This window comes from Pseudomonas sp. HY13-MNA-CIBAN-0226 (assembly GCF_040310305.1).
Classification (GTDB): domain Bacteria; phylum Pseudomonadota; class Gammaproteobacteria; order Pseudomonadales; family Pseudomonadaceae; genus Aquipseudomonas; species Aquipseudomonas gregormendelii.
The window spans coordinates 1-22,977 of sequence record NZ_JBEOPS010000025.1; the positions used below are offsets into that span (position 1 = coordinate 1).

The 22,977-nt window shown below is 61.2% G+C and carries 19 protein-coding genes; 10 read left to right on the forward strand and 9 right to left on the reverse strand.

Features of this window, described 5'->3' with window-relative positions; translation table 11 throughout:
• Positions 1 to 264: 264 nt before the first annotated feature.
• The 6 genes from prpD to AAEZ05_RS24085 form a co-directional block, all read right to left on the reverse strand.
• On the reverse strand, positions 265 to 1,749 hold the full coding sequence (gene prpD / locus AAEZ05_RS24060) for a 2-methylcitrate dehydratase (protein WP_350649203.1): 1,485 nt from the start codon (positions 1,747 to 1,749) through the stop codon (positions 265 to 267).
• A 197-nt stretch (positions 1,750 to 1,946) separates the two neighbouring features.
• On the reverse strand, positions 1,947 to 3,149 hold the full coding sequence (gene prpF, locus AAEZ05_RS24065; protein WP_350601253.1) for a 2-methylaconitate cis-trans isomerase PrpF: 1,203 nt from the start codon (positions 3,147 to 3,149) through the stop codon (positions 1,947 to 1,949).
• Positions 3,150 to 3,205: 56 nt separating this feature from the next.
• Positions 3,206 to 5,803, reverse strand: coding sequence for a Fe/S-dependent 2-methylisocitrate dehydratase AcnD (acnD, locus tag AAEZ05_RS24070; RefSeq protein WP_045060989.1), 2,598 nt, complete (start codon positions 5,801 to 5,803; stop codon positions 3,206 to 3,208).
• Positions 5,804 to 6,017: 214 nt separating this feature from the next.
• A complete protein-coding gene (gene prpC, locus AAEZ05_RS24075) occupies positions 6,018 to 7,145 on the reverse strand; it encodes a bifunctional 2-methylcitrate synthase/citrate synthase (RefSeq protein WP_045060988.1) in 1,128 nt (375 codons plus the stop codon).
• 145 nt (positions 7,146 to 7,290) lie between these two features.
• The gene (gene prpB, locus AAEZ05_RS24080; RefSeq protein WP_350649205.1) at positions 7,291 to 8,181 is read right to left on the reverse strand and encodes a methylisocitrate lyase; all 891 of its coding nucleotides are present in this window, start codon (positions 8,179 to 8,181) and stop codon (positions 7,291 to 7,293) included.
• The gene (locus AAEZ05_RS24085; protein ID WP_177328579.1) at positions 8,178 to 8,897 is read right to left on the reverse strand and encodes a GntR family transcriptional regulator; all 720 of its coding nucleotides are present in this window, start codon (positions 8,895 to 8,897) and stop codon (positions 8,178 to 8,180) included. Before AAEZ05_RS24085 ends, prpB begins: the two co-directional genes overlap by 4 nt.
• A 302-nt stretch (positions 8,898 to 9,199) precedes the next feature.
• Between AAEZ05_RS24085 and rloA the strand changes: the two genes are divergently transcribed.
• Genes rloA through pabB form a run of 4 tightly spaced genes read left to right on the forward strand, consistent with a single transcriptional unit; the run spans position 9,200 to position 13,607 of the window.
• The gene (rloA, locus tag AAEZ05_RS24090; protein WP_045060985.1) at positions 9,200 to 9,736 is read left to right on the forward strand and encodes a retropepsin-like aspartic peptidase RloA; all 537 of its coding nucleotides are present in this window, start codon (positions 9,200 to 9,202) and stop codon (positions 9,734 to 9,736) included.
• A gap of 5 nt (positions 9,737 to 9,741) precedes the next feature.
• The gene (gene rloB, locus AAEZ05_RS24095) at positions 9,742 to 11,277 is read left to right on the forward strand and encodes an osmotic stress tolerance membrane protein RloB (protein WP_045060984.1); all 1,536 of its coding nucleotides are present in this window, start codon (positions 9,742 to 9,744) and stop codon (positions 11,275 to 11,277) included.
• Positions 11,277 to 12,263 carry an alpha-L-glutamate ligase-like protein gene (locus tag AAEZ05_RS24100; protein WP_045060983.1) on the forward strand — a complete coding sequence of 329 codons (987 nt, stop codon included), beginning with the start codon at positions 11,277 to 11,279 and terminating at the stop codon, positions 12,261 to 12,263. The genes rloB and AAEZ05_RS24100 overlap by 1 nt, the downstream gene beginning before the upstream one ends.
• A gap of 6 nt (positions 12,264 to 12,269) precedes the next feature.
• Positions 12,270 to 13,607: an aminodeoxychorismate synthase component I gene (gene pabB / locus AAEZ05_RS24105; RefSeq protein ID WP_350649207.1), complete on the forward strand. Its 1,338-nt coding sequence runs from the start codon at positions 12,270 to 12,272 to the stop codon at positions 13,605 to 13,607.
• Positions 13,608 to 13,771: 164 nt separating this feature from the next.
• On the opposite strand, the gene thrH is transcribed toward pabB, so the two are convergent.
• On the reverse strand, positions 13,772 to 14,389 hold the full coding sequence (gene thrH, locus AAEZ05_RS24110) for a bifunctional phosphoserine phosphatase/homoserine phosphotransferase ThrH (protein WP_045060981.1): 618 nt from the start codon (positions 14,387 to 14,389) through the stop codon (positions 13,772 to 13,774).
• Between the two features lie 173 nt (positions 14,390 to 14,562).
• On the opposite strand from thrH, the gene AAEZ05_RS24115 reads away from it, so the two are divergent.
• From AAEZ05_RS24115 to AAEZ05_RS24125, 3 genes are all read left to right on the forward strand, one after another.
• The gene (locus AAEZ05_RS24115; RefSeq protein WP_350649209.1) at positions 14,563 to 15,303 is read left to right on the forward strand and encodes a phosphoadenylyl-sulfate reductase; all 741 of its coding nucleotides are present in this window, start codon (positions 14,563 to 14,565) and stop codon (positions 15,301 to 15,303) included.
• Between the two features lie 459 nt (positions 15,304 to 15,762).
• Entirely contained in the window at positions 15,763 to 17,295 is a 1,533-nt protein-coding gene (locus AAEZ05_RS24120; RefSeq protein ID WP_350649211.1) for an NCS1 family nucleobase:cation symporter-1, read from the forward strand.
• Positions 17,296 to 17,350: 55 nt separating this feature from the next.
• Positions 17,351 to 18,079, forward strand: coding sequence for an aspartate/glutamate racemase family protein (locus AAEZ05_RS24125; RefSeq protein WP_045058990.1), 729 nt, complete (start codon positions 17,351 to 17,353; stop codon positions 18,077 to 18,079).
• Between the two features lie 178 nt (positions 18,080 to 18,257).
• Here AAEZ05_RS24125 and AAEZ05_RS24130 read toward each other — a convergent pair whose 3' ends face one another.
• A complete protein-coding gene (locus AAEZ05_RS24130) occupies positions 18,258 to 19,181 on the reverse strand; it encodes a LysR family transcriptional regulator (RefSeq protein WP_045058989.1) in 924 nt (307 codons plus the stop codon).
• A 10-nt stretch (positions 19,182 to 19,191) separates the two neighbouring features.
• The gene (locus tag AAEZ05_RS24135) at positions 19,192 to 19,857 is read right to left on the reverse strand and encodes a GntR family transcriptional regulator (RefSeq protein WP_082069157.1); all 666 of its coding nucleotides are present in this window, start codon (positions 19,855 to 19,857) and stop codon (positions 19,192 to 19,194) included.
• Positions 19,858 to 20,111: 254 nt separating this feature from the next.
• On the opposite strand from AAEZ05_RS24135, the gene AAEZ05_RS24140 reads away from it, so the two are divergent.
• The 3 genes from AAEZ05_RS24140 to AAEZ05_RS24150 are packed head-to-tail and all read left to right on the forward strand — an operon-like array spanning position 20,112 to position 22,976.
• On the forward strand, positions 20,112 to 21,374 hold the full coding sequence (locus tag AAEZ05_RS24140; protein ID WP_236695849.1) for an NRAMP family divalent metal transporter: 1,263 nt from the start codon (positions 20,112 to 20,114) through the stop codon (positions 21,372 to 21,374).
• Between the two features lie 28 nt (positions 21,375 to 21,402).
• Positions 21,403 to 22,173 (forward strand): LamB/YcsF family protein, encoded by a 771-nt coding sequence (locus tag AAEZ05_RS24145; RefSeq protein ID WP_205892506.1) that lies wholly within the window; start codon positions 21,403 to 21,405, stop codon positions 22,171 to 22,173.
• Positions 22,170 to 22,976 (forward strand): putative hydro-lyase, encoded by an 807-nt coding sequence (locus AAEZ05_RS24150; protein ID WP_350649214.1) that lies wholly within the window; start codon positions 22,170 to 22,172, stop codon positions 22,974 to 22,976. The genes AAEZ05_RS24145 and AAEZ05_RS24150 overlap by 4 nt, the downstream gene beginning before the upstream one ends.
• Position 22,977 lies beyond the last annotated feature (1 nt).

Here is a 22,977-nt window from a genome sequence, read left to right on the forward strand (position 1 = left end):
TCGTTCATGGAACCTCCAAGTTGGCGAAATCATATCGCCCTTAAGAGGTGTCCGGAATTATTAGACCAGTTCAGGCTGGCTCCCACAGGGAATCTGCGGTGCACACAAATCAACTGTGGGAGTTAGCCTGTTAGCGGTTCAAGTAATTCTCCATTGCCTGTTCCGGCCTCATCGCCAGCAGGCTGGCTCCCACAGGGAACCTGCGGTGCACACAAATCAACTGTGGGAGCCAGCCTGCTGGCGATTGAACGATAACGCGGTCCCTCAGATAACAAACAAATCCACAAACCGATTCACCGGTGTCGCCTCAAGCCGAGCCTGATCCTTGCACAGCTCGAAGATCTCAGCGCTACGCTGGCGGGTGAATCGTGTCAGCAGGTTCGTCCTGAACTTGTCCTCCAGCAATGGTATGCCTTCGGCACGACGCCTGCGATGGCCGATCGGGTACTCCACCGCTACGTTCTCGGTACTGGTCCCGTCCTTGAAAAACACCTGCACCGCATTGGCGATCGAGCGCTTGTCGGCTTCCAGGTATTCACGGGTGTAAACCGGACTTTCGACGATGACCATTTTCTCGCGCAGCACATCGATGATCGGGTGCGCAGCGTGGAAGGCATCCTCGTAGTGCTCGGCCACCAGGTTGCCGAACGCCAGTGGCACGGCCGTCATGTACTGGATGCAATGATCGCGATCCGCCGCGTTGGCCAGCGGGCCGACCTTGGAAATGATGCGGATCGCCGACTCGTGGGTGGTGATGACGATCCGGTCGATTTCATGCAGGCGGTTGCGTACCTGTGGGTACAGGGTCACGGCCGCTTCACAGGCGGTTTGTGCGTGGAACTCCGCGGGAAAGCTGATCTTGAACAGCACGTTTTCCATCACGTAGGTGCCGTATGTGCGGGAGAAGCTGAACGCGCGCTTGTCTTGCGGCTTGAGCGCCAGATCGTTGTTGGTGTGGCTGAACAAGACGTCGTAGAACCCCCACTGCCGGGCCGTCAGCACCCCTGGAATGCCCATTTCCCCGCGCATGGCGATGTCCGCCAGGCGTACCCCGCGACTGGTGGCATCGCCTGCTGCCCAGGACTTTCGCGATCCGGCATTCGGTGCATGTCGGTAGGTGCGCAGGGCCTGGCCGTCGGCAAAGGCATGGGACAAGGCTGACAGCAGTTGCTCGCGATTGGCGCCCATGAGTTTGGCGGTGACGGCGGTCGAGGCGACTTTGACCAGGATGACGTGGTCCAGACCCACTCGGTTGAAGGAGTTTTCCAGGGCAATCACGCCCTGGATTTCGTGGGCCATGATCATGGCTTCAAGCACTGCGCGCAGGGTCAGCGGCGCTTCGCCATTGGCCAGGCGTTTTTGCGACAGGTGGTCGGCTACCGCGAGAATACCGCCGAGGTTATCCGACGGGTGACCCCACTCTGCGGCGAGCCAGGTGTCGTTGTAATCTAGCCAGCGCACGATGCAACCGATATCCCAGGCGGCCTTCACCGGGTCGAGGCGGTAGCTGGTGCCCGGCACCCGGGCGCCAAAAGGCACCACCGTGCCGTCGACGATCGGGCCCAGGTGTTTGGTGCACTCGGGGAAGCGCAGGGCCAGCAGGCCGCAGCCGAGGGTGTCGATCAGGCAGTTGCGGGCAGTGTCCAGGGCTTCGGCAGATTCAACCTTGAAGGTGAGGACGTAGTCGGCGATGTCCTGCAGGACGGAGTCGTAGTCGGGGCGGTTGTTCTGGTCGACGTTGGTGCTCATGTTCGATTCACTCTTGAAGTGGTTCGTTGATGGGACCTCGGTTCAGGGCAATCAAATTTTATTATTGAAATGCTTTCCCACTGTAGGAGCTGCCGAAGGCTCGGGCCGCGTTCGGACGATCTTTTGATCTTGATCGTAAAAACCAGGATCAAAAGATCGCAGCCTTCGGCAGCTCCTACAGGGGCTGCCGTGCCGGGTTAGAAGGAATCACCCGGTACGCGCACGAAGCCTTCCATCAGCACCCGCGCACTGCGGCTCATGATGGCTTTTTTCACGGTCCACTCGCCGTCAACCAGGCTCGCCTCGGCGCCTACGCGCAGGGTGCCGGATGGATGGCCGAAGCGCACCGCATTGCGTTCGGTACCGCCGGCGGCGAGGTTGACCAACGTGCCGGAAATCGCTGCCGCCGTACCAATGGCCACTGCTGCCGTGCCCATCATTGCGTGGTGCAACTTGCCCATGGACAGCGCGCGCACCAGCAGGTCGACATCCCCCGTCTTGATCGCCTTGCCGCTGGACGCTACGTAGTCCGCAGGCGCAGCTACGAAGGCCACTTTCGGTGTGTGCTGACGCGTGGCCGCTTCGTCGAGGTTCTTGATCAGGCCCATGCGCAGGGCGCCGTAAGCGCGAATGGTCTCGAACATCGCCAGCGCTTTGGGGTCGCCGTTGATCGCACCCTGCAGTTCGGTGCCGGTGTAACCGATGTCTTGCGCGTTGACGAAGATGGTCGGGATGCCAGCGTTGATCATGGTCGCCTTGAAGGTCCCCACGCCCGGTACTTCCAGGTCATCCACGAGGTTGCCGGTGGGGAACATCGAACCACCGCCACCCTCTTCTTCCGCAGCCGGGTCGAGAAATTCGACCTGGACTTCGGCCGCGGGAAAGGTCACGCCATCGAGTTCAAAATCGCCAGTTTCCTGCACCTCGCCGTGGGTGATCGGCACGTGGGCGATGATGGTCTTGCCGATGTTGGCCTGCCACACGCGAACCACGGCCACGCCGTTTTGCGGGACGCGGCTGGCGTCCACCAGGCCATTGCTGATGGCAAAAGAACCGACCGCCGCCGACAGGTTGCCGCAGTTGCCGCTCCAGTCGACAAAAGGCTTGTCGATAGACACTTGGCCGAACAGGTAATCGACGTCGTGGTCGGCCTTGGTGCTTTTCGACAGGATTACGGTTTTGCTGGTGCTGGAGGTGGCGCCGCCCATGCCGTCGATTTGCTTGTCGTAAGGGTCGGGGCTGCCGATCACCCGTAGCAGCAAGGCATCGCGCGCCGGGCCTGGAACCTGTGCCGCTTCGGGCAGGTCTTTGAGGCTGAAGAACACCCCCTTGCTGGTGCCGCCACGCATGTAGGTGGCGGGGATTTTGATCTGCGGTGCGAACGGGGTTGCGTGAGGCATGGTGCTCCTTAAAAGACGCGACGGAACCTGAAGTCCCGTCGCGGCATATCGAGTTGTTAAACGGCCACCGCCGACTCTTCGAGGAAGTCCTGGGCGAAACGTTGCAGCACGCCACCCGCCTCGTAGATCGACACTTCTTCAGCGGTATCGAGGCGGCAGGTCACCGGCACATCGACGCGCTCGCCGTTCTTGCGATGGATCACCAGCGTCAATTCGGCACGCGGCGTACGCTCGCCAATCACGTCGTAGGTTTCGCTGCCGTCGATGGCCAGGGTATGGCGGTCGGTGCCTGGCTTGAACTCCAGCGGCAACACGCCCATGCCCACCAGGTTGGTGCGGTGGATGCGTTCGAAACCTTCGGCGGCAATCGCTTCCACTCCGGCCAGGCGCACGCCTTTCGCCGCCCAGTCCCGGGAAGAACCCTGGCCATAGTCGGCGCCGGCGATGATGATCAGCGGCTGCTTGCGCTCCATGTAGGTTTCGATCGCTTCCCACATACGCATCACCTGCCCTTCCGGCTCGACGCGCGCCAGCGAACCCTGCTTGACCTTGCCGTTTTCCCGGACCATTTCGTTGAACAGTTTCGGGTTGGCAAAGGTCGCGCGTTGCGCCGTCAAGTGGTCACCGCGATGAGTCGCGTAAGAGTTGAAGTCCTCTTCCGGCAGGCCCATTTTCGCCAGGTATTCACCGGCGGCGCTGTCGAGCATGATCGCGTTCGACGGCGACAGGTGATCGGTGGTGATGTTGTCCGGCAGCACTGCCAGCGGACGCATGCCCTTGAGCGGACGGGCACCGGCCAGCGCGCCTTCCCAGTAGGGCGGACGGCGGATGTAGGTGCTCATCTCGCGCCAGTCGTACAGCGGCGTGACTTTCGGGCCGGTGTCTTCGTGGATGGCGAACATCGGGATGTAGACCTGGCGGAACTGCTCGGGTTTGACCGATGCCTTGACCACTGCGTCGATCTCTTCGTCGCTTGGCCAGATGTCCTTCAGGCGAATTTCCTTGCCGTCTGCGTCCAGGCCCAACACGTCTTTCTCGATGTCGAAACGGATGGTGCCGGCGATGGCGTAGGCGACCACCAGTGGCGGGGACGCGAGGAACGCATTCCTGGCGTACGGGTGAATCCGCCCGTCGAAGTTGCGGTTACCCGACAGCACGGCGGTGGCGTACAGGTCGCGGTCGATAATTTCCTGCTGGATCACCGGATCCAGTGCGCCAGACATGCCGTTGCAGGTGGTGCAGGCAAAGGCCACGACGCCGAAGCCCAGTTGCTCGAGTTCGTCGGTCAGGCCGGCTTCATCGAGGTACAGCGCGACGGTTTTCGAGCCCGGCGCCAGGGACGACTTGACCCATGGCTTGCGGGTCAACCCCAGCTTGTTGGCATTTCGCGCCAGCAGGCCGGCGGCGATCACGTTACGCGGGTTGCTGGTGTTGGTGCAGCTGGTGATGGCGGCGATGATCACGGCGCCGTCGGGCATCTGGCCTGGAACATCGTCCCACTGACCGGAGATGCCTTTGGCGGCCAGGTCTGACACCGCGACACGGGCGTGCGGGTTGCTCGGGCCGGCCATGTTGCGCACCACCGAAGACAGGTCGAAGGTCAACCCACGTTCGTATTGCGCATGCTTCAAGCTGTCAGCCCACAGGCCGGTAGTCTTGGCGTAGTTCTCCACCAGCTGCACCTGCTCGTCTTCACGGCCGGTGAGTTTAAGGTAGTCGATGGTTTGCTGGTCGATGTAGAACATCGCAGCCGTGGCGCCGTACTCCGGGGCCATGTTGGAGATGGTGGCGCGGTCGCCGAGGGTCAGCCTGGACGCGCCTTCACCGAAGAACTCCAGCCATGCGCCGACGACTTTTTGCTGGCGCAGGAACTCGGTCAGCGCCAGCACCATGTCGGTGGCGGTGATGCCCGGTTGCAGCTTGCCGGTCAGTTCAACGCCAACGCTTTCCGGCAGACGCATCCACGACGCGCGTCCAAGCATCACGCTTTCCGCTTCCAGGCCACCCACGCCAATGGCGATCACGCCCAGCGCATCGACATGCGGGGTGTGGCTGTCGGTGCCGACGCAGGTGTCGGGGAATGCCACGCCGTCGCGCACCTGGATCACCGGAGACATTTTCTCCAGGTTGATCTGGTGCATGATGCCGTTGCCTGGCGGGATCACATCAACGTTTTTGAAGGCTTTTTTGGTCCAGTTGATGAAGTGGAAACGGTCTTCGTTGCGGCGGTCTTCGATGGCGCGGTTCTTCTCGAACGCTTCCGGATCAAACCCGCCGCGCTCGACGGCCAGGGAGTGGTCGACGATCAGCTGAGTCGGCACTACCGGGTTGACTTGCGCCGGGTCGCCGCCTTGTAACGCGATGGCGTCGCGCAGGCCGGCGAGGTCGACCAGCGCGGTCTGGCCGAGGATGTCGTGGCAGACCACGCGCGCCGGGAACCATGGAAAATCGAGGTCGCGTTTGCGCTCGATGAATTGCTTGAGCGATTCGGTGAGCGTGGCCGGGTCGCAGCGACGCACCAGGTTTTCCGCAAGGACGCGGGAGGTGTATGGCAGGGTGTCGTAGGCACCCGGCTGGATGGCTTCGACAGCCGCGCGGACGTCGAAGTAATCCAGATGGCTGCCGGGCAGCGGTTTGCGAAATTCAGTGTTCATCGTCAGGACTCGGTCACGGTAGATGCAAAGGGTGGGGCCGGACATTAATGCTGAATGGACACCGATCCCCTGTAGGAGCTGCCGCAGGCTGCGATCTTTTGATCTTCGGCAATTTTTGAATCGCCAGAGAATCAAGATCAAAAGATCGCAGCCTGCGGCAGCTCCTACAAGGGTTCCCGGTTCATTCAGCAACCAGCGCGGGAGCCCCCACCATTCAGCGTTGTTCGATTGGCACGAACTTGCGCTGTTCGACGCCGGTGTACTCGGCGCTCGGGCGGATGATGCGGTTGTTGGCGCGTTGTTCGAAGACGTGCGCCGCCCAGCCGGTCAGGCGCGAGCAGACGAAGATTGGGGTGAACAACTTGGTCGGGATGCCCATGAAGTGGTACGTCGACGCATGGTAGAAGTCGGCGTTGGGAAACAGTTTTTTCTGCTCCCACATGGTCTTGTCGATCGCCTCGGACACCGGGAACAACACCGTGTCGCCGACTTCTTCGGCGAGCTTTTTCGACCAGCCCTTGATCACCTCGTTGCGCGGATCGTTGTCCTTATAGATCGCGTGGCCGAAGCCCATGATCTTGTCCTTGCGCTCAAGCATGCCGAGGGTGCCCTTGATCGCCTCTTCAGGGGACGAGAAACGCTCGATCATTTCCATCGCCGCTTCGTTGGCGCCACCGTGCAATGGTCCACGCAGCGAGCCGATGGCCGCGGTGATGCACGAGTAGAGGTCGGACAGGGTCGAGGCACACACCCGTGCGGTGAAGGTCGAGGCGTTGAACTCATGTTCCGCGTAGAGGATCAGCGAAACGTTCATCACCTTGACGTGCAGCTCGCTTGGTTTCTTGCTGTGCAGCAGGTGCAGGAAGTGACCACCGATGGATGGTTCGTCGCTCACGCAGTTGATGCGCTTGCCGTCGTGGCTGTAGCGGTACCAGTAGCACATGATCGCCGGGAAAGCGGCCAGCAGGCGATCGGTCTTGTCATGCTGCTCGGAGAAGTCTTTCTCCGGTTCCAGGTTGCCCAGGAACGAACAGCCGGTGCGCATCACGTCCATCGGATGGGCGTCGGCCGGAATGCGTTCCAGGACTTCCTTGAGCGCTTGCGGCAGGTCGCGCAGCTTGCCGAGTTTGTCCTGGTAAGCGGCGAGTTGTGCCTGGGTCGGCAGCTCGCCGTACAGCAGCAGGTACGCCACTTCTTCAAATTGTGCGTCTGCCGCCAGTTCGCGAACATCGTAGCCGCGATAGGTCAGGCCTGCGCCCGACTGGCCCACGGTGGACAGTGCGGTTTGCCCGGCAACCTGACCACGGAGCCCGGCGCCACTGAGTACTTTTGCTTCGGCCATTGCTGTCTCCAATTTTGAATTTGTTAGGGAATCTGCAATTTCTGGTGATGCTGAAAAGATCGCAGCCTTCGGCAGCTCCTACAGGACCGCGTTCGACGCACCCCGTAGGAGCTGTCGAGTGAAACGAGGCTGCGATCTTTACCGGTCATTTCTTGGCAGCAAACAACGCATCAAGCTTCTGCTCGAACGTGTGGTAATCGATGCGATCGTAAAGCTCCATGCGAGTCTGCATGGTGTCGATGACGTTTTGCTGAGTGCCGTCGCGACGGATCGCGGTGTAGACGTTTTCCGCCGCCTTGTTCATGGCCCGGAAGGCCGACAGCGGGTACAGCGCCAGGGACACGTCGGCACCCGCCAACTGCTCGGTGGTGTACAGCGGGGTCGCGCCGAACTCGGTGATGTTGGCAAGGATCGGCGCTTTCACGCGGTTGGCGAACAGCTTGTACATATCCAGTTCGGTGATGGCTTCCGGGAAAATCATGTCGGCACCGGCCTCGATGCACGCGGCGGCGCGATCCAGGGCAGACTCCAGGCCTTCCACTGCCAGGGCGTCGGTGCGGGCCATGATCACGAAACTGTCATCGGTACGCGCATCGACGGCCGCCTTGATGCGGTCGACCATCTCCTGCAGCGACACGATCTCTTTATTAGGGCGGTGACCGCAGCGCTTGGCGCCGACCTGGTCTTCGATATGAATCGCCGCCGCGCCAAACTTGATCATCGACTTGACGGTACGCGCGACGTTGAACGCCGAGGAACCGAACCCGGTATCCACGTCCACCAGCAGCGGAAGGTCGCAGACATCGGTAATGCGCCGTACGTCGGTCAGCACGTCATCCAGGCCGGTGATGCCCAGGTCCGGCACGCCGAGGGAGCCAGCCGCTACCCCGCCACCCGACAGGTAGATGGCCTTGAAACCGGCGCGCTTGGCCAGCAATGCATGGTTGGCGTTGATCGCGCCAACGACTTGCAACGGATGCTCGCTGGCGACCGCATCGCGGAAACGCTGGCCTGGAGTGCTCTTGTTGGAACTCATGACTCACCTCGTTCAGTGGCTGTCTGGTTAGCGCCGTCCTGGTAGTGACGGGCGATATTGCGTTTGGAGGCGCCGATATGGCGGCGCATCAACAACTCGGCCAGTTCACCGTCACGGTCGGCGATGGCATCGAGAATTCGGTGGTGTTCGGCGAACGCCTGGTGCGGGCGGTTGGGCGTGGTGGAAAACTTCATGCGGTACATGCGCACCAGTTGATACAACTCGCCGCAGAGCATCTGGGTCAGGGTGCGGTTGCCGCTGCCCTGGATGATCCGGTAATGGAAATCGAAGTCGCCTTCCTGCTGGTAATAACCGATGCCGGCCTGGAACGCCTCGTCGCGCTCATGGGTTTCGAGCACCCGGCGCAGTTCGTCGATTTCTTCCAGGGTCATGCGCTCGGCCGCCAGGCGGCAGGCCATGCCCTCCAGAGACTCGCGAATTTCGTAGAGTTCCAGCAGTTCGGCGTGATTGAGCGATACCACGCGCGCCCCGACATGCGGTACGCGCACCAGCAGGCGCTGGCCTTCCAGGCGATGGATGGCCTCGCGCAGCGGCCCGCGGCTGATGCCATAAGTGCGCGCCAGCTCCGGTTCGGAGATCTTGCTGCCCGGAGCGATCTCGCCCTTGACGATGGCCGCCTGGATGCGCCGGAAGACGTTCTCGGACAACGTCTCCGAATCGTCTTGGGCAATGACCGGGGGATCGAGTTGATCCAGCATATTGTCGACACCTTGAAAGCTGATACCGCGAAAACTAGCGAAAACGGTACGTACAGTCAAAGGAAATATGGATATTGTCGACAATCGTCTAATAAGCGTATGAAACCTACCGGCTCGGCATTAGAGGGTATAGCCCCCTGCCAGCGGTGGCGCCATAAAACCACCGTGCTAGAATGCCGCCCGCATTTGTTTGTGACATCTGCACGGCCTGTCATCACGTGATGGCTGGCATACGAGGGAGCTTGCGCAGCGATGCCAGGGCCTTGAATCAATACACGGACCGCTGCGCCCCAGGATTTATGACACTCAAGCCCTTTTTCACCTTCCTCTACCTCCTTTGCCTGCCCGGCGTCGCCGCGGCGGGGGAAAAGACCGTTTACGGCCTCAACGAATATGCGTCCCTCAATGGCATCGACCTTGAAGTCGCGGCCAAACTCGACACAGGCGCGAAAACCGCCTCGCTGAGTGCCCGGGATATCAAGCGCTTCAAGCGCAATGGCGAATCCTGGGTGCGCTTCTACCTGGCCATCGACACCGCGCACTCGCATCCGATCGAGCGGCCGCTGGCCCGCGTCAGCAAGATCAAGCGACGCGCCGGGGACTACGATCCCGATGAGGGCAAGAAGTACACCGCTCGTCCGGTGATCGAGCTGGATATTTGCATGGGTTCGGCTTTACGCAGCATCGAAGTGAACCTAACCGACCGCAGCGCTTTCCAATTCCCGCTCCTGATCGGCTCCGAAGCACTGAAACGCTTCGACGCGCTGGTCGATCCAAGTCTTAAATACGCTGCTGGCAAACCCGCCTGCGCCACCGACGCACATACCGCAGAGTAATTCCAATGCGCGCTCTTACACTCCATCTGAGAATCCTGATCGCCATCCTGGTGGTGCTGGGCATTTCAGTGACGGCCTATCAGATTTTCGTGCTCGGCATTCCCGTGACCGAAGACGCTACCGACGACTTGTGGAACATCGACGCCAAGGTCGAGTTCGTCGCCAGCGCCAAGGATCCGGTCAAGATCCAGATGTTCGTGCCGCCGTTGAGCCGCGACTATGTCAGCCTCAACGAAAGCTTCATTTCCAATAACTATGGGGTGGCGGTCAACCGTGTCGACGGCAACCGCAAGGTCACCTGGTCTGCGCGACGGGCAAAGGGCAACCAGACGCTGTACTACCGCCTGGTGCTGACCAAGCGCTACACCGGCGAGAAGGCCAAGATCAAGGGCCCCACCTTCCGCGACAGCATCGTGGTCGAAGGTCCGGAGAAAATCGCCGCCGAAGCCCTGCTCGCACCGATCCGCCAGCATTCGGCCGACGTCGAAACCTTTATTGGCGAGGCCATCAAGCGGGTCAACAACCTCAACGACGACAACGTGAAGCTGCTGCTGGGCGGTGATCCGTCCACCGTGCATAAGGCGCGGATCGTCGAGCTGCTGCTGTCGATCGCCCACGTGCCGATCGAGAAAGTCCACACCATCCGCCTGGTGGCCGACCAGCCGCAAGTGCCCGAACTGTGGCTGCGCAGCTTCAACGGCACCGACTGGCTGTACTTCAACCCGGAAACCGGCGAGCAGGGCCTGCCGACCGACCGCCTGCTGTGGTGGACCGGCGATGAAAACCTGATCACCGTCGAGGGTGGCAAAAAAGCCAACGTGACCTTCAGCCTGAACAACAGCGAAATGAACGCCATTCGCCTGGCCAAGCTGACGGATGAAAACACCGACGCCAACTTCCTCGAATATTCGCTGTATGGCCTGCCGCTGCAGACCCAGCAGACCTTCATGATCATGGTGATGATCCCGATCGGCGTGCTGGTGATCCTGATCCTGCGCAACCTGATCGGCCTCCAGACCCTCGGGACCTTTACTCCGGTACTGATCGCCCTGGCCTTCCGGGAAACCCAGCTGGGCTTCGGCATCGTGCTGTTCACCATCATCACTGCGCTTGGGCTGTCACTGCGTTCCTACCTCGAGCACCTGAAGCTGCAGATGTTGCCGAGGCTGTCGGTGGTGCTGACGTTCGTGGTGGTGCTGATTGCGGCGATCAGCCTGTTCAGCCACAAGCTCGGCCTGGAACGCGGGCTGTCGGTTGCGCTGTTCCCGATGGTGATTCTGACCATGACCATCGAACGTCTGTCGATCACCTGGGAAGAGCGCGGGGGTGGCCATGCCATGAAAGTGGCGGTCGGCACACTGTTCGCCGCCTCCCTGGCGCACCTGATCATGAGCGTGCCGGAACTGGTGTACTTCGTGTTCACGTTCCCGGCGATCCTGCTGATCCTGGTGGGCTTCATGCTGGCCATGGGTCGCTATCGCGGCTACCGCCTGACCGAGCTGGTGCGCTTCAAGGCGTTCCTGAAGAAGGCTGACGCCTGATGTTCGGTTTCTGGAAGACCTGGAAGGCCCTGGAAGCCCGGGGCATCATGGGCATCAATCGGCGCAACGCGGACTATGTGCTCAAGTACAACAAGCGCAGCCTGTACCCGATTGTCGATGACAAGATCATCACCAAGGAGCGCGCGATCGCTGCCGGCATCCATGTGCCGGAACTGTACGGGGTGATCTCCACCGAGAAGGAAATCGACAAGCTCGACGAGATCATCGGCGGGCGCACCGATTTCGTGGTCAAGCCGGCCCAGGGCGCTGGCGGTGACGGCATCATCGTGATCGCTGACCGCTTCGAGGGGCGCTACCGCACGGTGTCCGGGAAGATCATCAGCCATGAGGAGATCGAGCACCATATCTCCAGCATCCTCACTGGCCTGTATTCCCTGGGCGGTCACCGCGACCGCGCCCTGATCGAATACCGAGTGATCCCGGACCAGATTTTCAAGAGCATCAGCTATGAGGGCGTGCCGGACATCCGCATCATCGTGCTGATGGGCTACCCGGTCATGGCCATGCTGCGCCTGCCGACTCGCCAGTCCGGCGGCAAGGCCAACCTGCACCAGGGCGCCATCGGCGTAGGTGTCGACCTTGCCACCGGCCTGACGCTGCGCGGCACCTGGCTGAACAACATCATCACCAAGCATCCCGACACCACCAATGCGGTCGATGGCGTGCAACTGCCCTACTGGGACGGCTTCATGAAGCTCGCCGCCGGCTGTTATGAGCTGTGCGGGCTGGGCTACATTGGCGTGGACATGGTGCTCGACCAGGAAAAAGGCCCGCTGATTCTCGAGCTCAATGCCCGGCCCGGCCTGAACATCCAGATTGCCAACGATTGCGGGCTGACGCTGCGCACCCATGCCGTCGAGGCGCGACTGGAAGACTTGAAAGCCCGCGGCGTGACCGAGACGGTCGAGGAGCGCGTGGCGTTCGTGCAGGAAATGTTCGGGCATATTCCACCGGTTGAAGGCTGACCGTCCATGCCGACCTGCTCCGTACACCCGCTGCCCTATCGCGCCAATCCTGCCGAATATTTCGCGATCATTCGCCATGCCCCGGGCGCCGTGCTGCTCGACAGCGGCCGGCCGACCGCCGACCGAGGTCGCCATGACCTGCTCAGCGCCTGGCCGCTGGAGCAACTGGCGGTGCTGCCTGACGAAAGTGGCAGCGATTTCCTGCAACGCCTGCGGGACAACCTGACGCGCCTGGGTGAAGCCTCGGTACCGCTCGACCTGCCTTTCGCGGGCGGGCTGATCGGGTATCTGAGCTATGACTTCGGCCGTCATCTGGAGCAACTGCCAAGCGTGGCCAGGGACGATTTGCATCTGCCGGACGCTCGCTTCGGACTGTATGCCTGGGCCCTGATCAGCGACCACCAGCTGGCCACCAGCCAACTGGTATTTCACCCGACGCTGGCCGATAGCGAACGCCAGCGCCTGATCGAACTGTTCAGTGGAACAACCAGCGATGAAATCGAGCCGTTCCGGCTGACCGCGCCGATGAGCCCCGACCTGAGCGCCGACGAGTATCGCCAGGCGCTTGAGCGCATCCAGCAGTACATCCAGGCCGGTGATTGCTACCAGGTCAACTTCGCCCAGCGTTTCCGCGCCGAGTGCCAGGGCGATCCCTGGGCGGCCTATTGCGCCCTGCGAGCGGCCTGCCCGACGCCGTTTTCCGGTTTCCAGAGCCTGCCTGAGGGCGGCGCGGTGCTGAGCCTTTCACCCGAGCGTTTCGTCAAAGTCAGCCTGGGCCTGGTCGAAACCCGCCCGATCAAAGGCACGAGGCCCCGGGGCCAGACCGCAGCTGAAGACGCAGCCAACGCCGCTGAACTGCTGGCCAGCCCCAAGGATCGCGCCGAGAACCTGATGATCGTCGACCTGCTGCGCAACGACCTCGGCCGCACCTGCCGCATTGGTTCGGTGCGGGTGCCGGAGCTGTTCAGCCTGGAAAGCTACCCCAACGTGCACCATCTGGTGAGCAGCGTCACGGGTGAACTGGCCGCAGACCGCGACGCCCTGGACCTGATTGCCGGCAGCTTCCCCGGAGGCTCGATTACCGGCGCACCGAAAATCCGCGCGATGCAGATTATTGACGAACTGGAACCGACCCGACGGGGCCTGTATTGCGGCTCGCTGTTGTATCTGGACGTGCGCGGCGAGATGGACAGTTCCATCGCCATTCGCAGTTTGCTGGTCAAGGACGGGCAGGTGTGTTGCTGGGGTGGCGGCGGGATCGTCGCGGACTCGCAGTGGCAGGCCGAGTATGCGGAGTCGATCACCAAGGTGAAGGTACTGCTCGATACCCTGCAGAACCTTTAATCAATTGACTGAACAACACCTGATCAATCGACTGAACAACACCATCACTGTAGGAGCTGCCGCAGGCTGCGATCTTTTGACTTTGATTTTTAAGGTCAAGATCAAAAGATCGCAGCCTTCGGCAGCTCCTACGGGGGAGATCGGGGGATATGGGGGATTTGTGTTTACAAGGTCAGGGCCCGGTTCGAGGCCTTGATGAACTCCTGCTTGAGCTCCTCAAAGGTATGCACCGCCGGGAATTGCGGGAACTCGCGGATTACATTGTCCGGCGCATGGAACAGGATCCCCGCATCCGCTTCGCCCAGCATCGTCGTGTCGTTGTACGAATCCCCTGCTGCGATCACACGATAATAAAGGCTCTTGAAAGCCAGGACCGACTGGCGCTTGGGGTCTCTCTGACGCAACTGATAGCTCGTCACTCGACCGGCGTCATCGGTAATCAGCCGATGGCACAGCAGTGTCGGGAAACCCAGCTGGCGCATCAGCGGCTGGGAGAATTCGTAGAACGTATCTGACAGGATCACCACCTGAAAGCGTTCACGCAGCCAATTGACGAACTCCACCGCACCGTCCAGAGGCTTCAACGTGGCGATCACTTCCTGGATATCGGACAGCTTCAGGCCGTGCTCGTCGAGAATCCGCAGGCGCTGTTTCATCAGCACGTCGTAGTCGGGAATGTCCCGAGTGGTGGCCTTGAGGGATTCGATCCCGGTTTTTTCGGCGAAGGCGATCCAGATTTCGGGAACCAGTACCCCTTCAAGATCCAGGCAAGCAATTTCCACAAGACACTCCCATTTGTAGTGATTATTGAGTCGAGCGAGCAAAAAGACTGCCGAACTCTAACCACTCGCACTAGCCTGCGCAACGCAGAGGACGCGCCAGCGCTTGTCGGATTTTGTTACCATCAGCCCCATATAGAGCGCCCAGCGCCACCGACCTGTAGGAAGCCGCCCTGATGAGCCCATCGTTCGATGTCGTGGAACTCGCCACGACCTATGCCAATAAATCTGCCCAGGACATTCTCAAATTCGCGTTTGCCGAGTTCGGCGATGACCTGTGGATATCCTTCAGCGGCGCCGAAGACGTGGTGCTCGTGGACATGGCCTGGAAGCTGAACAAGAACGTCAAGGTGTTCAGCCTCGACACCGGCCGCCTGCATCCAGAGACCTACCGCTTCATCGATCAGGTGCGCGAGCACTACAAGATCGAGATCGAGCTCGTGTCGCCGGACTACACGAAACTGGAACCTTTCGTTAAGGAAAAAGGCCTGTTCAGTTTCTATAAGGACGGTCATGGTGAATGCTGTGGCATCCGCAAGATCGAACCGCTGCGGCGCAAACTGTCCGGCGTACGCGCATGGGCGACCGGCCAGCGGCGCGACCAGAGTCCGGGCACGCGCAGTGCGGTGGCCGTGATGGAAATCGACACCGCGTTTTCCACCCCCGAACGCACCCTTTACAAGTTCAACCCGCTGGCGCAGATGACCAGCGAAGAGATCTGGGGCTACATCCGCATGCTCGAACTGCCGTACAACAGCCTGCACGAGCGCGGCTTCATCAGCATCGGCTGCGAACCCTGCACCCGCCCGGTGCTGCCGAACCAGCATGAACGCGAAGGTCGTTGGTGGTGGGAAGAGGCGACGCAGAAAGAGTGCGGGTTGCATGCGGGAAACATCATCGGCAAGTCCAAGGCCTAATCTGCGCCTCACTAAAAAATGTGTACACACGACTGTCACCATCGGTGCCATTTGTGTGTGCACTTTTTGTTTCATCGCCCCAAAACGTTACATTTTCCCGCCCTCACCCCCTCCGCCGATCCGGTACTCACGCCCGCCTGTAGAAATAAATAGCTGATCAAACAGTCAGTTTATTTAGCCATATAATCAAAGAGTTAGCGAAATTTGATAACAAAAGGAAATTAACAGCCACTTTCATAGATCGCTCACTGGCACAGATCTCGCTTGAGTGCATACATGTTTTGTATACAACACGATCCAAAACATACACACACTTTAGATCCGCAAGCCTGAAGCGCCCTATCCCGTACAGGCTGCAGATGCCCCGAAACCAATGATGTTTGCCGTTCGCGACGAAGATTTGTCGAGCCCTTGCTCAAGCACAGTCATCGCAGCGCCAAGCTTCAGGAGCCTGCCGGAATGCGTACTAGCCTCTCCAATAACAATATTGCGCTGGATCTACACCTCCCTCCCTCATCCCTCGATCAACCTTGCGACGGCCCCGTTGTTCTCAGCCCGCGCCTGCACAACAAGGACCTGGCACCGACCAAGGCCGAGGGGCGGCGCTGGGGCCGCTACAGTATTTTCGCCCTGTGGACCAACGATGTGCACAACATCGCCAACTACTCCTTCGCCATCGGCCTGTATGCGCTGGGGCTCGGGGGGTGGCAGATTCTGCTGTCGCTGGGGATTGGCGCAGCTCTCGTTTACTTCTTCATGAACCTGTCCGGCTACATGGGCCAGAAAACCGGCGTGCCGTTTCCGGTGATCAGCCGGATCAGTTTCGGCATTCATGGCGCGCAGATTCCTGCATTGATCCGCGCCGTTATCGCCATCGCCTGGTTCGGCATCCAGACGTACCTGGCCTCGGTGGTATTGCGGGTGCTGCTGACGGCAGTACACCCTGGTTTTGCCGACTATGACCACAACTCGATCCTCGGCCTGTCGAGCCTGGGCTGGGTGTGTTTCGTCGCTATCTGGCTGGTGCAACTGGCCATCCTGGCCTACGGCATGGAGATGGTGCGGCGCTATGAAGCGTTCGCCGGCCCGGTGATACTGCTGACCGTTGCCGCCCTCGCCGGCTGGATGTACACCCAGGCCGATGCGACGATCGCCTGGTCGATCCGCGAACCGCTGAGCGGCGCCGAGATGTGGCGCAACATCTTTGCTGGCGGCGCCTTGTGGCTGGCCATCTACGGCACGCTGATCCTCAATTTCTGCGATTTTGCCCGCTCTTCGCCATGCCGCAAGACCATCAAGGTCGGCAATTTCTGGGGACTGCCGGTAAACATCCTGGTATTCGCCGCCATCACAGTCCTGCTGTGCGGCGCGCAATTCCAGATCAACGGCCGAATCATCGAAAGCCCGACCGAGATCATTGCTTCTATCCCCAATACCTTCTTCCTGGTGCTGGGCTGCCTGGCCTTCCTGATCGTCACCGTGGCCGTCAACATCATGGCCAACTTCGTCGCACCGGCTTTCGTGCTGAGTAACCTGGCACCGAAATACCTGACCTTCCGCCGCGCCGGCTTGATCAGCGCTACCCTTGCGGTGCTGATCCTGCCGTGGAATCTCTACAACAGCCCGCTGGTGATCGTGTACTTCCTGTCCGGCCTGGGCGCCCTGCTGGGGCCGCTGTACGGGGTGATCATGGTCGATTACTGGCTGGTGCGAAAAGGCCAGGTCAACGTGCCGCAGCTGTACAGCGAAGACCCCGACGGCGCTTATTACTACAGCCGCGGCGTCAACCTGCGCGCGGTGGCAGCGTTCATTCCTGCAGCGCTGATCGCCATCGTCCTGGCACTGGTGCCGGGCTTTCACAGCGTGTCCCCGTTTTCCTGGTTGATCGGCGCCGGGATTGCCGGAATGCTCTACCTGATCATCGCCCGGCGCGAGCCTCATTACGCTGACGTCAGCGGCGAATCCATCGCGGTCGACAACGCCAGTCACTAACCCTTGGCGGCCCGGCGACGTCGGGCTGCAGAACCACCTGCTATAAGGACTTCCCATGCGAATTCTCGTGGTCAACGTCAACACCACCGAGTCCATCACCCAGGCCATTGCCCGCTCGGCCCAGGCAGTGGCTGCCCCGGGCACCGAAATTATTGGCCTGACGCCCTACTTCGGCGCCGACTCCGTGGAGGGCAACTTCGAAAGTTACCTGGCAGCGATTGCCGTGATGGACCGGGTGATGTCTTACGACCAGCCTTTCGACGCGGTTATCCAGGCCGGCTACGGCGAGCACGGCCGCGAAGGCCTGCAGGAGCTGCTGGACGTGCCGGTGGTGGACATCACCGATGCCGCCGCCAGTACCGCGATGTTTCTCGGCCATGCCTACTCGGTGGTCACGACCCTGGATCGCACCGTGCCCCTGATCGAGGACCGGTTAAAACTCTCCGGCCTGTGGGATCGCTGCGCCTCCGTGCGGGCCAGTGGCCTGGCGGTGCTGGAGCTGGAATCGGATCCGCAGCGTGCGCTGGAAGCCATCGTCCGCCAGGCGGAATTGGCGGTGCTCGAAGACAAGGCTGAGGTGATTTGCCTGGGTTGCGGCGGGATGGCCGGGCTGGACGAGCAGATCCGCCAGCGCACCGGCGTGCCGGTCGTGGATGGCGTGACAGCGGCGGTCACCATTGCCGAATCACTGGTGCGACTGGGCTTGTCGACGTCCAAGGTGCGCACCTATGCGACGCCGCGGCCGAAGAAGATCATTGGTTGGCCGGGGCGGTTTGGTCGGTAGACCGAGGTGCCCCAATCGCGGGCAAGCCTGCTCCCACAGGTATCACCTGTAATTGGAGACTACATCGAGCCTGTGGGAGCAGCCTTGCTCCCACAGGCAGTACACATACTTGGAGCTAACATCGAACCTGTGGGAGCGGGCTTGCCCGCGATGGCTGCACCTCGGTCTATAGCCTTGCTCAGATAGCACTGAACCGCTGCCCCAACCCCTGCTGCGCAAACTGCTCAATCACAAAATCCACAAACGCCCGGGTCTTGCCCGGCAGCAACTTGTGTTCGGCGTAGTAGATGGAAATGTTGCCATCGTCGACGCACCAGTCCGGCAACACCCGCTGCAAGGTCCCCGCCTCCAGATACCCCAGCGCAAAAGGCATGCTGACCAAGGCCACGCCCAAGCCTTGGGCCGCCGTGGCACAGGCTGCTTCGGAATCGCTCATGGTCATCCGCGCCTTGAGCACCAGGGGACTGTGTTGCCGGGTGCGACTGGTCAACTGCCACGAGCGCACGCGGCCGGTTTGCGGTGAACGAATCAGGATACCGTCGTGATGCCCGAGATCTTCAGGCTCCAGGATCGGCGCCCGGCTCGACAGGTATTCGGCTGAAGCCACCAGCACCCGATGCGCCGGCGTCAGCTTGCGAGCGACCACGCCCTGGGGCAGGTCAAACCCGCCGCCAATCGCCGCGTCAAACCCTTGGGCGATCAGATCGACCTGGCGGTTATCGAAATGCCAGTCAGGGTTGATCGCCGGGAATCGCCGCAAAAACTCGCCTAGCAGGGGCACCACGTACAGCCGACCGAACATCGTGCCCATGCTGACCTTCAACGTCCCCGCCGGCAGCCCCTGCGCGCTCGCCAGGTTGGCCACGGCGTTCTGGATGGTGTTCAGGCTGGTGCTGACTTCGCCGAGGAACAGCTGGCCGGCTTCGGTCAACCTCAGGCTGCGCGTACTGCGCTGGAACAAGCGCACGCCCAGGCGCGCCTCCAGCTTGGCGACGCTCTTGCCCACCGCCGCCGGCGTAAGGCTCAGGCGCCGCGCGGCTTCGGCAAAGCTGCCGACTTCGGCACTGCGTACAAAGCATTCGATACTGCTGAAGGTTTCCATGAGGGACTGGCTATCGATTCATGCTGCGTTCGTAGGCTGCCAGAACGGTGCGCTCCGATTGCACCAGATAGGCTTCGAGCATCCGGGTCGCCTCCTCCGGTCGCCCCTCTTCTATGCAACGCAAGACTGAAATGTTCATGTCGACGTAAGGCATATGCAGGAATTCGGCGTCATCCAGCAGGCCGAACGCCAAGCGCAGCTCGGCCGATATCTGCCCATAGAACACCACCAATCGCGGACTGTCGGCGAGCTCGACGATAGCCTTGTGGAACATCATGTTAGCGGTGCCGACTGCTTTCCAATCCTTGGCTTCGCGCGCTTGCATGCCCGCCTCCACCGCCTGACGCATATGCAATGTTCCCGGGTGCAGCGGGTATCCCTGGGCAATGGCCTTGCATTCGATAAAGCGGCGTACACGATAGATGTCGATAATCGACGCCATATCAGGCACCGCCACAGTGACCCCGCGATTAGGCTCATGCTTGAGCAAACCCTCCCGGGTCAGGACCCTGAACGCCTCTCTGAGCGTGTTGCGGGAGATCTGCAGGCTATCGGCCAGCGCCGCTTCGGACAGCCGTTGGCCCGGTACCAATTCGCCTTCGACCAGCATCCTGCGGACCTCCTGGGTAATGGACTCACCCAGCGAGCGCGGAAGGGAATGTGCAACGTCGTTCATGTGCGGTCCAGAGTCAGGGAGAGTCATTTTGATGTTCTATCAGAGCTCAGCGCATAGCAAGAACCGAGGGTGCCGTGTGCATCAATAAGTAACACGCAGGAGTGATATGGTTACAAACTGATGCACATTGTGGAACCACCACCAATAGATTGTTCAACAATCAAATAGCCATGCATCAACACTTTCAGCCGTATGATTGAAACCTGGCACGCTCGTTGCTCAATCAAATCATCCCCTACCGAAGGAATGATGCCGTGACAGAGACAGCCGTGACACCGTCCGCCGGGACACAGACCGCTCAGGATTTTGCCAAGGCGCGACGGTCCTCCCTGATCGCCGCCATTTTCATGATGGCGACTTCTGCCATCGGTCCTGGATTCATTACCCAGACCGCCACCTTCACGGCCAAGATGGGTGCGGCATTTGCGTTCGGTATCCTGGCGTCGATTCTTATCGACTTCGTGGTGCAACTGAACGTCTGGCGCATCGTCACCCTGACCCGAATGCGTGCCGCAGACGTGGCCAATAAAGCGATTCCAGGCAGTGGGTACCTGCTGGCGGTGCTGGTGATCTTCGGCGGCCTGGTGTTCAACGTCGGCAACATCGCCGGTGCCGGGCTGGGCCTGAACGCGCTGATGGGGCTTGATGCAAAATGGGGCGGCAGCCTGAGCGCCCTGCTGGCCATCGGCATCTTCCTCTCCCACCGCGCCGGATTGGCCGTCGACCGGCTGATCGTCGTGCTGGGCCTGGTGATGATTGGCCTGACCCTGTTCGTGGCCTTTGCCTCTAACCCGCCACTGGGTGAAGCGCTCTACCAGACCGTACTTCCGGACCAGATCAACTTCGCCACCATTACTACCATTGTCGGAGGCACGGTCGGCGGTTACATCACCTATGCCGGGGCTCACAAACTGCTGGACCGCGGTACTACCGGCGTCGAAAACCTCCAGGTAGTGACCAGGGCGGCCCTGAGCGGCATCCTGGTCACCGGTCTGATGCGCTACGTCCTGTTTCTCGCCATCCTTGGCGTGGTGGCCAGCGGCGTCGTCATCGATACCTCGGGTCAGGGCGCCAATCCGGCCGCGCAAGCCTTCCAGGCAGCGGCTGGGCAAATCGGCCTGCGCGTCTTCGGCCTCATCCTCTGGGCCGCCAGTATCACCAGTGTGATCGGCGCTGCTTACACGTCCATTTCCTTCATCACCGTGTTTATGCCGAGCATCACCGAGAAGGGACGCAACCGCGCCACGATGGTGTTCATCGCCCTGTCGCTGCTGATCTTTATCCTGATGGGCACGGCTCCGGCGGCATTGTTGCTCTTCGCGGGCGGCTTTAATGGCCTGATACTGCCAATCGGCCTGAGCATCTTCATCTACGTCGGCTGGCGCCGGTCCGACCTCATGGACGGTTACCATTACCCACGCTGGTTGTTGCTGCTGGGCGCCGTGACCTGCCTGCTGACCTGGTACATGGCGATCAAATCCGTCGGGCCGATCTTTGCCTTCCTCAACATTGCGTGAGCCCGATGACGAACAAGGAGTCAAGTTAATGCCAACGATAGACATCAACAGCGACCTGGGCGAAAGCTTTGGCGCCTGGCGCATGGGCGACGATGCCGCGATGCTCGACGTCGTGACCAGCGCCAATGTCGCCTGCGGTTTTCACGCCGGCGACCCGGCCGGCATCCTGCAGACGCTGAAAGCTGCAGTGGCAAAAAAGGTCACCATTGGTGCCCATGTCGCTTACCCGGACAAAGTCGGCTTTGGCCGCCGCAACATGGACCTGTCCAGCGATGAACTGACGGCTGACGTGATCTACCAGATCGGCGCGCTGCAGGGCCTGGCCAAGGCCGCTGGCAGCAGCGTGCGCTATGTGAAGCCCCACGGCGCCCTGTACAACACCATTGCTCACGATCGTCGTCAGGCGTTGGCCGTGATCGAAGCCATCCGCGCGATCGACTCCAGCCTGGTATTGGTTGCATTGGCAGGCTCAAGCCTCATTGAACTGGCCCGTAACGAGGGCTTGCAGTGTATCGCCGAAGCCTTCGCTGACCGTGCCTATACGCCACAAGGCACCCTCGTCTCTCGCCGCGAGCCCGGCGCCGTGCTGCACGATCCCAAGCTCGTCGCCCAACGCATGCTGCATCTCGTGGAGCACGGCACCCTGGAAGCGATCGATGGCAGCCTGGTCAGCATCCAGGCCGACTCGATCTGCGTCCATGGCGATAGCCCGGCAGCGGTGGACATGGCCCGCGAACTGCGTCGCGTGCTGGAACAGGCCAACATGTCCCTGCAACCGTTTGCCGGAGGTCGTCCATGAACGCCCTGGAACGCGCTCGTCAGGCGGCCATCGCCGCTGGCCGTGAAGCTCGCTCGGCCTACCGCGGCGGCCTGGTCACCCCCACCGCCGGCATCGCCCCGGGCATGACTCAGGCGAACCTGATTGCCTTGCCCCGCGACTGGGCCTACGACTTCCTGCTGTATGCCCAACGCAACCCCAAGGCTTGTCCGGTGCTTGACGTCACTGACGCCGCAAGCCCCCACACCCGGCTGGCGGAAGGGGCGGACCTGCGCACCGATCTGCCCCTGTACCGTATCTGGCGTGACGGCAAGCTGGTGGAGGAAGTCAGCGACGCCACCCAGGCCTGGGCCGAACACGACGACATGGTGGCCTTCCTGATCGGTTGCAGCTTTACCTTTGAAACAGCCCTGCAAGAGGCAGGCATTGAAGTACGGCATATCGCCGATGGCTGCAACGTGCCGATGTACCTGACCAACCGTGCCTGCCGCCCGGCCGGGCGCCTGCAGGGTGAGATGGTGGTTTCGATGCGGCCGATCCCAGCTGATCGCGTGGCCGAGGCCTGCGGTATCTCCGGGCGCTACCCCTCGGTGCATGGGGCCCCGGTCCACGTCGGCGAGCCTGGCTTGCTGGGGATCGACGACCTGGCTAGGCCCGATTTCGGTGACGCCGTGCGCATCGAGCCGGGCGAGGTTCCGGTGTTCTGGGCTTGCGGCGTTACGCCCCAAGCCGCGGTCATGGCCTCGGGCGTACCCTTCGCAATCACCCATTCGCCCGGCCATATGTTCATCACCGACGTGCCCGACAGCACGTACCACGTCTAGG

What these genes read in the sequence shown, in the direction of transcription:
- AAEZ05_RS24125 (WP_045058990.1), top strand. Translation starts at nt 17,351, where the DNA reads ATGCGAATTCTCGTGGTCAACGTCAACACCACCGAGTCCATCACCCAG.
- AAEZ05_RS24150 (WP_350649214.1), top strand. Translation starts at nt 22,170, where the DNA reads ATGAACGCCCTGGAACGCGCTCGTCAGGCGGCCATCGCCGCTGGCCGT.
- prpF (WP_350601253.1), bottom strand. Translation starts at nt 3,149, where the DNA reads ATGCCTCACGCAACCCCGTTCGCACCGCAGATCAAAATCCCCGCCACC.
- AAEZ05_RS24120 (WP_350649211.1), top strand. Translation starts at nt 15,763, where the DNA reads ATGCGTACTAGCCTCTCCAATAACAATATTGCGCTGGATCTACACCTC.
- rloA (WP_045060985.1), top strand. Translation starts at nt 9,200, where the DNA reads ATGACACTCAAGCCCTTTTTCACCTTCCTCTACCTCCTTTGCCTGCCC.
- prpC (WP_045060988.1), bottom strand. Translation starts at nt 7,145, where the DNA reads ATGGCCGAAGCAAAAGTACTCAGTGGCGCCGGGCTCCGTGGTCAGGTT.
- prpD (WP_350649203.1), bottom strand. Translation starts at nt 1,749, where the DNA reads ATGAGCACCAACGTCGACCAGAACAACCGCCCCGACTACGACTCCGTC.
- rloB (WP_045060984.1), top strand. Translation starts at nt 9,742, where the DNA reads ATGCGCGCTCTTACACTCCATCTGAGAATCCTGATCGCCATCCTGGTG.
- acnD (WP_045060989.1), bottom strand. Translation starts at nt 5,803, where the DNA reads ATGAACACTGAATTTCGCAAACCGCTGCCCGGCAGCCATCTGGATTAC.
- AAEZ05_RS24135 (WP_082069157.1), bottom strand. Translation starts at nt 19,857, where the DNA reads ATGAACGACGTTGCACATTCCCTTCCGCGCTCGCTGGGTGAGTCCATT.
- pabB (WP_350649207.1), top strand. Translation starts at nt 12,270, where the DNA reads ATGCCGACCTGCTCCGTACACCCGCTGCCCTATCGCGCCAATCCTGCC.
- AAEZ05_RS24145 (WP_205892506.1), top strand. Translation starts at nt 21,403, where the DNA reads ATGCCAACGATAGACATCAACAGCGACCTGGGCGAAAGCTTTGGCGCC.
- AAEZ05_RS24100 (WP_045060983.1), top strand. Translation starts at nt 11,277, where the DNA reads ATGTTCGGTTTCTGGAAGACCTGGAAGGCCCTGGAAGCCCGGGGCATC.
- AAEZ05_RS24115 (WP_350649209.1), top strand. Translation starts at nt 14,563, where the DNA reads ATGAGCCCATCGTTCGATGTCGTGGAACTCGCCACGACCTATGCCAAT.
- AAEZ05_RS24130 (WP_045058989.1), bottom strand. Translation starts at nt 19,181, where the DNA reads ATGGAAACCTTCAGCAGTATCGAATGCTTTGTACGCAGTGCCGAAGTC.
- prpB (WP_350649205.1), bottom strand. Translation starts at nt 8,181, where the DNA reads ATGAGTTCCAACAAGAGCACTCCAGGCCAGCGTTTCCGCGATGCGGTC.